13 protein-coding genes are annotated in these 12,550 nt (G+C 66.2%); 5 read left to right on the top strand and 8 right to left on the bottom strand.

All coding sequences use genetic code 11. The features are described from left to right. Positions 1 to 475: hypothetical protein (locus tag BHE01S_RS37730; RefSeq protein WP_157025318.1), on the bottom strand; the 475-nt coding region annotated here is incomplete at its 3' end. A 331-nt stretch (positions 476 to 806) separates the two neighbouring features. Then, positions 807 to 1,850: an alpha/beta fold hydrolase gene (locus BHE01S_RS12095; RefSeq protein WP_042264140.1), complete on the bottom strand. Its 1,044-nt coding sequence runs from the start codon at positions 1,848 to 1,850 to the stop codon at positions 807 to 809. A gap of 414 nt (positions 1,851 to 2,264) precedes the next feature. Here BHE01S_RS12095 and BHE01S_RS12090 point away from each other — a divergent pair, with 414 nt between their 5' ends. Further along, entirely contained in the window at positions 2,265 to 2,513 is a 249-nt protein-coding gene (locus BHE01S_RS12090) for a DUF4148 domain-containing protein (protein ID WP_042264138.1), read from the top strand. Positions 2,514 to 2,553: 40 nt separating this feature from the next. Beyond that, positions 2,554 to 2,976 (top strand): organic hydroperoxide resistance protein, encoded by a 423-nt coding sequence (locus tag BHE01S_RS12085; protein WP_042264136.1) that lies wholly within the window; start codon positions 2,554 to 2,556, stop codon positions 2,974 to 2,976. Between the two features lie 81 nt (positions 2,977 to 3,057). On the opposite strand, the gene BHE01S_RS12080 is transcribed toward BHE01S_RS12085, so the two are convergent. Both BHE01S_RS12080 and BHE01S_RS12075 read right to left on the bottom strand, forming a co-directional pair. Then, complete coding sequence (locus tag BHE01S_RS12080) at positions 3,058 to 4,092, bottom strand: 2-hydroxyacid dehydrogenase (protein WP_042264134.1); 1,035 nt, start codon at positions 4,090 to 4,092, stop codon at positions 3,058 to 3,060. A 239-nt stretch (positions 4,093 to 4,331) separates the two neighbouring features. After that, positions 4,332 to 4,694 carry a DUF4148 domain-containing protein gene (locus BHE01S_RS12075; protein WP_042264132.1) on the bottom strand — a complete coding sequence of 121 codons (363 nt, stop codon included), beginning with the start codon at positions 4,692 to 4,694 and terminating at the stop codon, positions 4,332 to 4,334. Between the two features lie 324 nt (positions 4,695 to 5,018). Between BHE01S_RS12075 and BHE01S_RS39535 the strand changes: the two genes are divergently transcribed. Next, positions 5,019 to 5,144 (top strand): hypothetical protein, encoded by a 126-nt coding sequence (locus BHE01S_RS39535; RefSeq protein WP_256094506.1) that lies wholly within the window; start codon positions 5,019 to 5,021, stop codon positions 5,142 to 5,144. A gap of 83 nt (positions 5,145 to 5,227) precedes the next feature. On the opposite strand, the gene BHE01S_RS12065 is transcribed toward BHE01S_RS39535, so the two are convergent. From BHE01S_RS12065 to BHE01S_RS12050, 4 genes are all read right to left on the bottom strand, one after another. Further along, entirely contained in the window at positions 5,228 to 6,088 is an 861-nt protein-coding gene (locus BHE01S_RS12065) for a flagellin N-methylase (RefSeq protein ID WP_245639711.1), read from the bottom strand. A gap of 68 nt (positions 6,089 to 6,156) precedes the next feature. Beyond that, a complete protein-coding gene (locus BHE01S_RS12060; RefSeq protein WP_042264125.1) occupies positions 6,157 to 6,948 on the bottom strand; it encodes a MetQ/NlpA family lipoprotein in 792 nt (263 codons plus the stop codon). Beyond that, a complete protein-coding gene (locus BHE01S_RS12055) occupies positions 6,945 to 7,991 on the bottom strand; it encodes a formylglycine-generating enzyme family protein (RefSeq protein ID WP_042264123.1) in 1,047 nt (348 codons plus the stop codon). Before BHE01S_RS12055 ends, BHE01S_RS12060 begins: the two co-directional genes overlap by 4 nt. A 10-nt stretch (positions 7,992 to 8,001) precedes the next feature. Then, entirely contained in the window at positions 8,002 to 9,951 is a 1,950-nt protein-coding gene (locus BHE01S_RS12050) for an arylsulfatase (RefSeq protein ID WP_042264121.1), read from the bottom strand. 231 nt (positions 9,952 to 10,182) lie between these two features. On the opposite strand from BHE01S_RS12050, the gene BHE01S_RS12045 reads away from it, so the two are divergent. Next, a complete protein-coding gene (locus tag BHE01S_RS12045) occupies positions 10,183 to 11,712 on the top strand; it encodes an NfeD family protein (protein ID WP_042264119.1) in 1,530 nt (509 codons plus the stop codon). Then, on the top strand, positions 11,709 to 12,482 hold the full coding sequence (locus BHE01S_RS12040; RefSeq protein ID WP_042264117.1) for a slipin family protein: 774 nt from the start codon (positions 11,709 to 11,711) through the stop codon (positions 12,480 to 12,482). The genes BHE01S_RS12045 and BHE01S_RS12040 overlap by 4 nt, the downstream gene beginning before the upstream one ends. The last annotated feature ends 68 nt before the right edge of the window (positions 12,483 to 12,550 follow it).

Below are 12,550 nucleotides of genomic sequence, written 5' to 3'. Positions count from 1 at the left end.
TACCTTCTGCACCGCTGCCGCCAAGGATACTTCCGAACGTCACGGAAAGTCCTGGCTTGAACGAATACGTTGGAATCGGCTTACCGAGCGCCCAACTTCCAAATGTATCGCCATTGTGCAAATTAATTACCATACCCCCTGAGGCGATATAGATATTGCCCTGAATCGACATGTAATCCGGGGACATGGCCCCAAGTGCCGCCTCCGCATTCGCCCCCTGTGCATTGATCACTGCCATCACCTGCGATTCACTGCACGGACTCAAGCCGCTACACACCTGCGTAAGCAGATCATTCCTCTTGCGGTGTGCCGACGGGTTATATAACTCGACGCTCGATGCCGTAGTCGCACCCACTCCGCCACCGACCAGCGCACCGCCGACGCCCGCAACCACATTCGCAGCGATGTTGCCGAGCAGCTCCGAACCGGTGGCCGATCCCACACCCTTGTAGATATCGTCCAGTTGCTTCGCCATCGCCGCCGACAGCCCCGCACCCGCCGCACCCTGGAGCGCCGTCCCGATGCTGCCGCCTCCCAGCCCGCCAGGCAGTGCGCCACCGGCAACGTGCAACGCTATCCGGTTGGTGCCGCCTTCGGCCCAGGCTCGTCATTACGCACGACAGAGCGACCACATAAACAGCAAAAGCCTTGTGCTGGACTTGTTGTTTATGCACATTTTTCCAGGTCAGTCTTCGCCAATTCGAGCGTTCTCGTAAACCCCTGCATTCTGTCAAGACGCGAAGCGCGATCACTCAGTCGCGTTCCTTCGCCTTCGAAGCGTGGCGCGCAATGCAGCGCGCGCCCCCTCACAGATGCGTGACTTGCAGGACGGCCTGCGCGAACTCCTTGGGCGCTTCCTGCGGGAGATTGTGGCCAATGCCGCCATCGATATCGCGGTGCAGATACTTGCCCGTGAACTGCTTCGCGTAGGCGGCCGGCGCGGGATGCGGCGCGCCGTTGGCGTCGCCTTCTAGCGTGATGGTTGGCACCGTGATGGCCGGCGAGGCGGCGAGCCGCTGCTCGAGGCTGTCGTACTTCGCTTCGCCCTGCACGAGCCCGAGGCGCCAGCGGTAGTTGGAGATCACGACGGCCACGTGGTCCGGATTCTGGAAGGAGGCTGCGCTGCGCTCGTAGGTCGCGTCGTCGAAGTTCCACTTTGGCGAGGCGAGTTGCCAGATCAGCTTGTTGAACGCGTCGCGATTCGCGGCATAACCCTGCGCGCCGCGTTCGGTCGCGAAATAGAACTGGTACCACCACTGCAGTTCGGCTTGCGGCGGCAGCGGCTTGCGGTTCGCCTCCTGGCTGCCGATCAGATAGCCGCTCACCGAGACCATCCCCTTCACGCGCTCGGGCCACAGCGCCGCGACGATGTTCGCCGTGCGCGCGCCCCAGTCGTAGCCGCCCAGAATGGCCTGTCCGATCTTCAGGGCGTCCATGAACGCGACGAGATCCACGGCCGTGGCGGCCTGCTGGCCGTTGCGCGGCGTGTCATCGGAGAGAATGCGCGTGCTGCCGTAGCCGCGCAGATACGGCACGAGCACGCGATAGCCCGACGCGGCCAGCATCGGCGCCACCTCGACATAGCTATGGATATCGTACGGCCAGCCGTGCAGCAGGATCACCACCGGCCCGTTTTTCGGTCCCGCTTCGGCGTAGCCCACGTTGAGCACGCCCGCGTTGATCTGCTTGAGCGGGCCGAACGAAACACTGTTGCCCGTGCGCGTGTTGCCTTGCATGCCGCCGGCTGGCTGCGCGTGCGCGAGACCGCCGAATGCGAAGTCCGCGAGCGTGAGGCCGGCAAGCGAGGTGCCGAGCAGGCGACGGCGCCGGACGTTGACGGGATCTGACATGACCACTTCTCCTTGATGTGTATGCATGCAGGCCGCGCCCAGACGGCTTGGCCTCGTTGAAGAGCCGGCGGCAGCAGATCGTTCGAATCGGTCGATCGCGCTTGCCGCGACAGGCGGAACGTCACGGTGAATTTATAACCGGACAGGAAGCGCCACGTATCCCAATGTGTCTGTTGCGAGCGCGTACACAAAACAAACCAAAAATGCGTCGGCGCGCCAGGATCGATCGCGGCGCGGGCCGGATTGCACAAGCGGCGAGTTTGTATCGCAATGTATAAGCGCCGGCGACAGACACATGCCCTTGCAAAACGCGGCGTTCATGAAACACGGCGGATACGTCCGGCGGTTGTAATGCATCAACGCCGGAACTTGCTGAAACCCGGACGGATTTCAAACCCTTCCCAGGAGAAAGTCATGAACGTTTCGAAGCTCGCCCTCGCCTTTGCCGCCAGCGCCGCCGTCCTCACCGCCGCCCCGGTCTTCGCCGCCATGCCCGCTCAGTCGGGCGCAGCGCAATCCCCGGTTCAGCAAAGCCAGGCCTGGACGCCCGCCAGCAATACGGCGAGCGCAAAGATCACGCGTGCACAGGTTCGCCAGGAACTGATTCAGGCGCAGCACGACGGCCAGCTTGCAGCAATCCAGCAGCTCTATCGCGGCAGCTAAATCATTGCCCTCACGACGCTAACCGCAGGAGATAAACACCATGACGCAGGCAGAAAAAGTGCTGTACACCGGCAAGACCCACACCACCGGCGGCCGCGACGGCGCGGCCCGCAGCGACGACGGGCGTCTGGACGTGAAGCTGTCGCCGCCCGGTTCGAGCGCGCCGGGCACGAATCCGGAACAGATGTTCGCGGCGGGCTGGTCGGCGTGCTTCATCGGCGCCATGGGCCGCGCCGCCACGAAGCTCGGCACGACGCTGCCGCGCGACGTGGCGGTCGACGCCGAGATCGACCTCGTCAACGCCGACGACGCGTTCAAGCTGCGCGGCCGCCTGAACGTGACGCTGCCGGGCGTCGATCGCGAGACGGCGCAGCGCATCGTCGAAACGGCACATCAGATCTGCCCATACTCGAAGGCCACGCGTGGCAATATCGACGTCACGCTCAGCGTGGTCGAGGCGTGATCGCGTAGCAGTAGAAAGTCAAGAAGCGGGGCGGCTTGCGCGCCCCGCTTCGCTTGTGCGTGTTGCCGTGTGCGTTGCGCGCTAGCCGTGCGGCACGTCCACGAGATTGTCCGGCGAGCCGTTGCGCCAGGCCTCGACGTTGCGCAGCGTCGTTTGCGCAATCTCGTTCATCGCCTCGCGCGTGAAGAACGCCTGGTGCGACGTGACGATCACATTCGGAAACATCAGGAGACGCGCGAGCACATCGTCTTGCAGCGGCGCGTCCGAGTGGTCCTCGAAGAACAGACCGCCTTCTTCCTCGTACACGTCGAGGCCGAGATGCCCCAACTGGCCGCTCTTGAGCGCATCCACGAGCGCGGTGCTTTCCACGAGGCCGCCGCGGCCGGTATTGATGAGCATGGCGCCGCGCTTCATCTTCGCGAGCGCGTGACGGTCGATCAGATGACGGGTTGCGGGTACGAGCGGGCAATGCAGGCTCACCACGTCGGACTGCGCAAGCAGCGTATCGAGCGGCACGTAGCGCGCGCCGAGCGCCAGCAAGTCGGCGGCTGGCGGGCCCGGATCGTGGGCGAGAACCTGCATGCCGAAGCCCGCCATGATGCGCGCGAAACACCGGCCGATAATGCCCGTGCCGATCACGCCGGCCGTCTTCCCATGCAGGTCGAAGCCGAGCAGCCCGGCGAGCGAGAAGTCGCCTTCGCGCGTGCGCGACACGGCGCGCGGCAGCTTGCGGTTGAGCGCGAGGATCAGCCCGACGGCATGCTCGGCCACCGCATGCGGCGAATACGCAGGCACTCTCGCGACGGTGATGCCAAGACGCTGCGCCGCTAGAAGGTCGACGTGATTGAAGCCCGCCGAGCGCAGCGCGACGAGCCGCGTGCCGCCCTTGTGGAGACGCTCGAGCGTGGCGGCGTCGACCGTATCGTTGACGAACGGGCAGACCACGTCATAGCCGTCGGCGATCACGGCGGTGTCGGCATCGAGGTGCGATTCCTGGTAGTGCAATTCGTACTGGAAAGCGGCGTTCGCCTCGGTGAACGTATCGACGTCGTACTGACGCGCGCTGAACAGGATCATGCGTGGGCGAGCGAAAGTGGGGATCTGGGTTCCCGGCATGTTGACCTCGTGCGAGCTTCGGGGTGTATGCGCATGGATGCGTCTTGAATTCGAACACGCGAGCGTTCGTGCGCGCCGCGTGGGCGCGCAAGCACATGGTAACAGCAGGGCAGCGTGTGATCGGGCGCAAGCAGATACGAGCGGGCACAAGCGAGCCACACATGGACGAGACAAAGCCGCGAAGCTTGCCGATGTGCGGCACGTTTCGCGGCTCGGTTAGCGGCGACGTGCCGCGCGCATTACGAGTGAGCGTAGATCGGGCCGAGTCCGACGACATCCTGATCGACCGCATTCGCGCCGGCGGCATTCGATACGGCGCGAGCATGCGTGCGGCTGCCTGCTGCGGATGCGCCCTGAACCACCCCGCCGAATGCCGAAGCCGCCGCGCCGTTCCCGGCGCTCTCGCGCGAGAGCGCGGCTTGCAGGTTCACGGGGTATTGCGTGTAGTCGCTGGCGGCGTTGTAGCCGGCCTTCTGGAGTTGCACGAGTTCGGCCTTCACTTCGGCGCGGGTGACCGGTTCGCTCGACTGTGCGAACGAGAGCGCGGGAACAGCAACGAGGGCAGCCAGAGCGGCGGCGGCGAGCGATTGTGCGAGCTTCATGGTGATTCTCCTGACGTTGGGCGGTTGGTTGCGCACTGTTGTGTATCAACCTTGCGTAGGAGACATTTGAACGCCGCGATGTATCTGGCTTGTTTGCGCGCACCGGCGTTTTTGCAAGCGCGCTTGTCGGGCGGGCGGCCAGACACAGTGCGATACAAGAACGCGCCCGGTCGGCTGGGACGGGATCCATTAGCACGCCAATAAGGGGCGAATCAAAAGTGTTGCTGCACTGCACACTTAGCGTCTTCGAACCTTGAATTCTGCCCCCAAGATCTCTATACTAAGGGTTATCCCTTAGATATTAACCCTAGAAAAGAGGAAATCATGGGTGCAATCGTCGAAAAACTGACTCAAGTTCTGGCTGCACTGCGTCGTCTTGGCGCCGAAGCGCTGAACCGTCACCTCGAATACTGCGAACTGCTCGCAGAAGCTCAGCGCCGCTGGTACTAATCCGCGCCTGACTGCAGTAAGCATCCTCGTCTGCACGAGCGCGGGACGAGTAGCAACACGCGGCCGCATCGAGCGGTCGGGTTTCATGCGGCGCCCAGCCAGGCCTCGATTTCTGGGGTATCCGCGCGCGCCGCATCGGGCCGCCATCCCGGCGCAGCCAGAAGTTCGCGTGCGCCGGCATAGGCCTGCGCAAAGCCGCGCAACTCACGCGTGACCGGCCGGTCGTCCAGACGCCGCCGGGCAATCGCCGCTTCCACGGTGCGCTCGATCAACGCGATCTGGTTGTCGATATACGCCACGCAAAGCTCGCGGCAGCGCGACGACACACGCGCCGCCGCCGTGAGCGCCGGGACGAGCGAAACCGTGAGATGTCCGTCCGCGCCAAGCCGGGCAAACGCACCGCGCAGGTCCGCGGCCGCCTCGTGGAACGAGGCGAACACGGCGTCGCGCCAGATGCCGCGCTCGAACGCCAGTGCGCCGCGAAAGCGCACCAGCGCCCCGGCGTCCGCCACCCTCCCTTCGAGCACCAGCGGCACGCCCTCCTCCGCCTTCCTGCGGATGCAATCCGCACCGAGCCATTGCGCACTCTCGCGCCTTCCTTCCAGCACCCGCATTTGCAGACGATCCGGCAGCAGCGGTTCGAGCGGTACCGCCGCGCACATCGCGGGCTTGCCGGTTTCGTGCAACATGCAACGCCCGTCGTCGGCCAGCGCCGGACAGCGGCCCAGCGACGGGTAGTCGTAGCCCTGCAGCGTCAGCACGATCCAGTCGCTTCCGAACGCCGCACTGCGGTGAAAAAGCGCCTGCGAGAGTTCGTCGATCGCGGCGGTGTCGGCGGCGTCCAGCGCGTGCTCGACTGCGCCCGCCCGGCGCACCGGCTGACGCCCGATGGCGAGGCACCCGACAAAACGCTCCCCATGCCGCAGCAGCTCCGCCAGCGACATCGACGGCGGGCTGTTGCAGCATTTCCCGCACGCCGTGCATGCGAGTGCGTAGTTCCCCGCACAGCGCCCTACCATGGCCGCCGCACCGAATCCTGGTAGCGCGTGAGGATGAAATGTGCGACCGCGTCCGAGTGGTACGCGGCCACCAGTTCACGCGCCCAGGGCTGCGTGCGGTCCGCGTCGCGCACAGCGAGCACGTCGGCGTAAGGCGAGCGCGCGTCTTCGATGCCGATGCTGTCGCGCGCGGGCTGAAGCCCGGCGCGCGCCGCGTCGTCGCTCTCCATCGCCACGAAGGCCGCCGTGTCGAGCGCACGCGCAAGCCGTGCGTGCGGCAGGCGGACGATCTTCAGATTCAGCCGGTTGCCCGTGATGTCCGCCGTGGTGGCGTGCAGCCCGGCGCTTTCGCGCAGCGTCACCAGCGTGTCGTTCTGCAGCAGGATCAGCGCGCGAGCCATGCCGCGGGCGTCGTCGGGAATCGCGATCGTCGCGCCGGGGCGCAGTTGATTGAGGCTCAGCAGTTTGCGCGAATAGAACGCCAGCGGCAGCGCGACCGTGGGCGCAATCGGCGCGATCGCGTAGCCATGCACACTGCGCGCAGCGGCCACGCCCTGTTCGTCCTCGAAGCTCGCCACGTCGATGCGGCCTGCCGCCAGCGCGCCGTCGATCTGTGCGGCGTCGCCGAACACCACGACGTCCAGGGTCAGGCCGCGCGCTCGCGCCACGCGTTGCACCTCATCCATGATCTCGGCCTGCGTGCCGCGTGTCACGCCTACGCGTACCGGTTCGGGCGCGGCGTGCGCCATGCCGCCCAGCACCGCGCAAAGCCCTAATGCGGCCAGCGGCCTGCGTCTTAAGCTCATGACGCATCCCTCACAATCGTGCGAAAGCCGATGTGCGAAGCCGCAAGATCGGCCTCCTGCTGCTCCCGCGACGACGCCCGATAGCGCACGCAATAGTCGCGCGCGCACAGGAACGAGCCGCCCTTGATGACCATGAGCGTGTCGTGGCGCCGCCCCGCAGGCGCCACCGCCGCGGTGTCGCCATTGCTGTGCGGCTGATGCGGGCCCGTGTACACATCGCGCGTCCATTCCCAGGCGTTGCCGATCATGTCGTAGAGGCGAAACGCGTTGGCCGCGTAGCAGCCCACCGGAGCCAGGCCCTCATGGCCGTCCTCGGCCGTATTGAGCACCGGAAACACGCCTTGCCAGTAGTTCGCCGTGGGCTTGCCGTCGGCGTCGGCGGGCGCGGTGTCGAGGTCCACGCCCTCGCGGCCCGCCTTGCCCGCGTATTCCCACTCGGCCTCGGTCGGCAGATCGCGGCCCAGCCAGTGCGCGTAAGCGAGCGCGTCGCGCAGCGTCACGAGCGTGACGGGCAGGTTGCCATGGCCCTCCACGCCGCTGCCCGCCCCCTGCGGATGACGCCACGACGCGCCCGGCACCCACGACCACCAGGCGAGATCGCGCGCGTTCATCTGCTCGGCCGTCGGCACGCGAAACACCGCCGCGCCGCCCTGCTGCTCCGCTTCGCTAACGTACTGCGTGGCCTCGACGAACGCGGCGAACTGCGCCACCGTCACATCCGTCTGGTCGATCCAGAAGCCCGTCACGCGCGTCTTGCCGCCGCCGGGCGCGGGGCGCTCGTCCGGATACCCCGCCGTGCTGCCGAACACGAACGAGCCGCCTTGCAGATGCACCATGCCCGCCTTGCGGTCGCTGCCCCAGTTCGCGGGCAGGCCGGTATAGCGCTCGCACTGCCGTTCGCTGCCGAGCGGCGCGAGCGGGCGGCCCCGGTTGAGCGAATCGAAGCCATCGGCAGACGATGTGACGGTCGAGGCCCTCGTTGCCGCGAACGCCGCTGCGAACACCGTCACTGCCAGCGCCGCGAGTGTCAGTCGATACCGCATTGCCGTGCCCTCAGTAATAGCCTTGCGGACGCAGCGGTTCGACGCCGCCCACGTTGCTCATGTACGTGTTCCACTGGTTCACGAGGCTCTGGATCACCGAGGGATTCTGCGTCGACACGTCCGTGGTTTCGCCGCGGTCCTTCGTGAGGTCGTAAAGCTGCCAGTGGCCGTCGGCGGGTCCGAGCGGCGGCTCCGTCCAGAGTGCTTTCCAGCGGCCATCCGCGCTGCGCAGGTAGGCGCGGCCATAGGCTTCGTCGCCGAAAGGGTCCGCATGCGCCTCCCCCGTCGTCTTGCCATTCAGTTGCGGCAGCAACGACTTGCCCGTCACCGGATACACATAGCGGTTGTTGTAGACCACCTTGCCCTTGTTCTGGTCCACGCCCGTGAGCGCGTTGATGAGCGCGGGCGCGGGCTGATTCGGCGGCGTCACGCCGGCCACATCGAGGAAGGTAGCCGTGTTGTCGGTGACGTGCGTGAAGATGCCGAGCGACGGCAACTGACTCGCCTGCCCCGGCAAATGGACGATGGCCGGTACCGACACGCCGCCCTCCGCCGAATACCCCTTGGTGAGACGCAGCGGCGTGGCGCTCACTTCGGCCCAGCGCAGCCCGTATTGCAGGCGCTTAGCGTTCTGCAAACCGTTGTCCGTGCCAAGCGACGAATACACGGGCTCCTGGGCGTTCGCCGTATCGGTGGCGGTGGGGTCCGCGCCCGAGTCGATTGGCCAGCCTTCCGCGCCGTTGTCGGACTGGAACATGATGAACGTGTTGTCGTATTCGCCGATGTCCTTCAGATGCTGGATCAGGAGTCCGATGTTGTAGTCGAGGTTCTCGACCATACCGGCGTAAATCTCCATGTAGCGCGCCTGCGCCTTGCGCTCATCCGCGGAAAGACTGGACCAGGCCTTGTCGACGTTGCCCTGGCCGTAATCGGCGTAACCGTCCGAGGCCGGATGCACGGCGCTGATGTACTTCGCGTTCGCCGTGCCGCTGTTGGCCGTGGCAGGCGAGCGAGCGAGCGTTTCGGGCAGGCCTTCGAATGGCGTGAAGTCGGCGGGAATGAGGCCGAGCGCCTTCTGCCGCGCGATGCGCGCGTTGCGGATCGCGTCGTAGCCCGCGTCGTACACGCCCGCATATTTGTGCAGCCACGGGTCCGGCACCTGCAGCGGCCAGTGCGGCGACGTATAGGCTGCGTAGGCGAAGAACGGTTTGCCGTCGCCCTTGTTAGAATCGATGTACGAAATGAGCTTCTGCGTGTAGAAGTTCGTCGAGTAGAACACGGCCGGATTGCCGCCAGTGCCGCCGGGCTGGCCCGGTTGTCCGGGCTGCACGTACTGGCCGTCTTCGGTGTAATTCTTCGAGCCCGCGAGTTCGTGCGCGAAGTGATTGGTCGCCGCGCCTCCGAGCAGGGCGTAGCTATGCTCGAAGCCCCACTGGTCGGGTGTTTGCCCGCTACCCGTAGCACTCCCAACGATACCCGAGCCGAGGTGCCATTTGCCCGCCATGTAGGTGTGGTACCCGGCGTCCTTGAGCAGTTGCGCGACCGAAAGCGCGCGGTCGTTGAGATAGCCTTCGTAACCGGGCAGGCCGCGCCGTTCGTCGGTGGGCACGCCCATGGTGCCTTCGCCCACGAGGTGATGGTCGGTGCCCGAAATCAGCATGGCGCGCGTGATCGCGCACACCGTGCCTGCGTGATGGTTCGTGAGAATACGGCCCGACTGCACGAGCGCGTCGAGATTTGGCGTGTTGATCTCGCCGCCGAACGCATGAATGTCCGAGTAGCCCAGATCGTCCGCCATGATGTAGAGGATGTTGGGCTGCCTGTGCGTGGCGGCGGCGCTGGCCGCGGGCGAGCCGCCGCTGTGGGTGCCGCCGCACGAAGCCAGCGCCACAGCGCCCGCGACGATGGCGCAGGTCAGGCGAATGCGGGGAACTTGCGTCGACCGGTTGGCTTTATTCATTGTTCGCGTGCGCTCCTGTAGGGGAGTGCAATGTTAGCCACGAAGCCCGGCGCGCCAAATCTCGATTCCTCGATTGCTTTGGGAGCCGCGGAATAAGTGTGCGGCGCAACGTTCGGTGCGGATGCCCGCCATTCCGGCGGGTTCGCGCTTTGGGCGGAAAGCGCCTAATCTTGAGGTATTGGCTCTTGCCCCATCTGTGAACCGGAACGTGCGCCACCTTCCGGACTCCCGATGCGCGATCATCGCCCCTCGCATGCCGCGGTGCACGACGCGCCGCACGCTCACCCGCACCATCCGCTCTGCGCGCGGCTTGCTCGCGCCGTTGTGTTCGTCGCCTTGCTCGTCGCATGGGCTGCCCTGGCGGCCGTGGGCGCGGCGCCGGGTGCGTTCGCGGCGGCGAACCCGCCCGTCGTCGTCATGACGGTGAACGGCGCGATCGGACCCGCCAGCGCCGATTTCATCGTTCGCTCGCTGGAACGTGCCGCGCGCGAGCGCGCGCCGCTCGCGATCCTCGAACTGGATACACCCGGCGGACTCGACACGTCGATGCGCCAGATCATCAAGGCGATTCTCGCCTCGCCGGTGCCCGTCGCCACGTTCGTCGCACCCAGCGGCGCGCGTGCCGCGAGCGCGGGCACCTATATCGTCTACGCAAGCCACTTCGCGGCCATGGCGCCGGGGACCAACCTCGGCGCGGCGTCGCCGGTGCAGCTCGGCGCGGGCGGCGGCGGCCTTCCCGGCGGTCCGCCGGCCGCCCCCGAAACCGCCTCCGGCGCCTCGGCCCCGCACGCTGACGACAACGACTCGACGGAAGCCCGCAAGGTCATGCACGACTCCGCCGCCTACATTCGCGGCCTCGCGCAGCTGCGCGGGCGCAACGCGGCGTGGGGCGAGCGTGCGGTGCGCGACGCCGTGAGCCTCTCGGACGAAGAAGCGCGCGACCAGCACGTGATCGATCTGATCGCGCAGAACCCCGCGGATCTCGCGCGCCAGCTCGACGGCCGCACGGTCACGACCACGGCGGGCACGCTGCGCGTCGCTACCGCCCACGCGCCGCTCGAAGTCGTCGCGCCCGACTGGCGCAACCGCTTTCTCTCGATCGTCGCCGACCCGAACGTCGCGCTGATTCTGCTGACCATCGGCATTTACGGGCTCTTCTTCGAGTTCGCGAACCCCGGCTTCGTGCTGCCCGGCGTGGCGGGCGCGACCTGCCTGCTGGTGGGCCTCTTCGCCATGCAGCTGCTGCCCGTGAACTATGCGGGCCTCGGGCTCGTTTTGCTCGGGCTCGCGTGCCTCATTGCGGAGGCATTTCTGCCGACCTTTGGCGTGCTGGGCTTCGGCGGCATCGTGGCGTTCGCCATTGGCGCGCTCATGCTGATGGACACCGGTGCGCCCGGCTACGGCATCCCCATCCCGCTCATCGCGGGCCTGGCGCTAGGCGGTGCGGCGTTCGTCGCCGTCGTCTCGAGCGTGGCGCTGCGCGCGCGGCGGCGGCCCGTGGTCACCGGCGCAGAAGCGATGGTCGGCGCCACTGGCGAAGTGATCGACGAGGGCCTGCATCCCGACTCGCGGGCCGGCCACGCAGCCTTGTCCACGGGCTGGGCCCGCGTGCACGGCGAACGCTGGCGCGTCGCATGCGCCACGCCACTCGCCGCCGGCAGCCGCGTTCGCGTGAGCGCGCGCAGCGGTCTCACGCTCACCGTCACCCCGCTGCACGGCGCAGTACACGACACCGCAAACGACAAGGGAGAACCTTCATGATCGGCTTCACGTTCGGCTTCACAGGTCTTCTGATCGCGCTGCTGGTGCTGATCGCCTTATCGTCCATCCGCATCTTCAAGGAGTACGAACGCGGCGTCGTGTTCATGCTCGGGCGCTTCTGGAAGGTCAAGGGACCGGGCCTCGTGCTCATCATTCCCGTGGTGCAGGTGGCGGTGCGCATCGACCTGCGCACGGTGGTGTTCGATGTGCCCTCGCAGGACGTCATCACGCGCGACAACGTCTCGGTGAAGGTCAACGCCGTGGTCTATTTTCGCGTGGTGGACCCCGAAAAGGCCGTGATTCAGGTCGCGCGCTACATCGAGGCGACGAGCCAGCTCGCGCAAACCACGCTGCGCGCCGTGCTCGGCAAACACGAACTCGACGCACTGCTCGCCGAGCGCGAGCAACTGAATGCCGACATCCAGAAAGTGCTGGATGCGCAAACGGACGCATGGGGCATCAAGGTGTCGAACGTCGAAATCAAGCACGTGGACCTCAACGAGACCATGATCCGCGCGATCGCCCGCCAGGCCGAAGCCGAACGCGAGCGCCGCGCAAAGGTGATTCATGCGGAAGGCGAACTGCAGGCGTCCGAAAAATTGCTGCAGGCCGCGCAATGTCTCGCGAAACAGCCACAGGCCATGCAACTGCGCTATCTGCAGACACTTACTACCATCGCCGCCGACAAGAACTCCACCATCGTCTTCCCGCTGCCGATCGAACTGCTCAACGCGCTGATCGAGCGGGCCAGTCCGCCGCGCCAACCTTGAGTGATCCGTCCCCTCAGTTACCGGCTTCCAGCGTCCTCTACAGTTCACCTGAATATTGCAGTGCAGCG

This window comes from Paraburkholderia heleia NBRC 101817 (assembly GCF_000739775.1).
Classification (GTDB): domain Bacteria; phylum Pseudomonadota; class Gammaproteobacteria; order Burkholderiales; family Burkholderiaceae; genus Paraburkholderia; species Paraburkholderia heleia.
The sequence above is the reverse complement of the archived record's forward strand: the minus strand, read 5'-3'. Positions and strand labels throughout refer to the sequence as shown.

Bases quoted from the DNA above. Each gene is read 5' to 3' on its own strand.
- BHE01S_RS12095 (WP_042264140.1), bottom strand. From the start codon at position 1,850: ATGTCAGATCCCGTCAACGTCCGGCGCCGTCGCCTGCTCGGCACCTCG.
- BHE01S_RS12090 (WP_042264138.1), top strand. From the start codon at position 2,265: ATGAACGTTTCGAAGCTCGCCCTCGCCTTTGCCGCCAGCGCCGCCGTC.
- BHE01S_RS12085 (WP_042264136.1), top strand. From the start codon at position 2,554: ATGACGCAGGCAGAAAAAGTGCTGTACACCGGCAAGACCCACACCACC.
- BHE01S_RS12080 (WP_042264134.1), bottom strand. From the start codon at position 4,092: ATGCCGGGAACCCAGATCCCCACTTTCGCTCGCCCACGCATGATCCTG.
- BHE01S_RS12075 (WP_042264132.1), bottom strand. From the start codon at position 4,694: ATGAAGCTCGCACAATCGCTCGCCGCCGCCGCTCTGGCTGCCCTCGTT.
- BHE01S_RS39535 (WP_256094506.1), top strand. From the start codon at position 5,019: ATGGGTGCAATCGTCGAAAAACTGACTCAAGTTCTGGCTGCACTGCGT.
- BHE01S_RS12065 (WP_245639711.1), bottom strand. From the start codon at position 6,088: ATGTCGCTGGCGGAGCTGCTGCGGCATGGGGAGCGTTTTGTCGGGTGC.
- BHE01S_RS12060 (WP_042264125.1), bottom strand. From the start codon at position 6,948: ATGAGCTTAAGACGCAGGCCGCTGGCCGCATTAGGGCTTTGCGCGGTG.
- BHE01S_RS12055 (WP_042264123.1), bottom strand. From the start codon at position 7,991: ATGCGGTATCGACTGACACTCGCGGCGCTGGCAGTGACGGTGTTCGCA.
- BHE01S_RS12050 (WP_042264121.1), bottom strand. From the start codon at position 9,951: ATGAATAAAGCCAACCGGTCGACGCAAGTTCCCCGCATTCGCCTGACC.
- BHE01S_RS12045 (WP_042264119.1), top strand. From the start codon at position 10,183: ATGCGCGATCATCGCCCCTCGCATGCCGCGGTGCACGACGCGCCGCAC.
- BHE01S_RS12040 (WP_042264117.1), top strand. From the start codon at position 11,709: ATGATCGGCTTCACGTTCGGCTTCACAGGTCTTCTGATCGCGCTGCTG.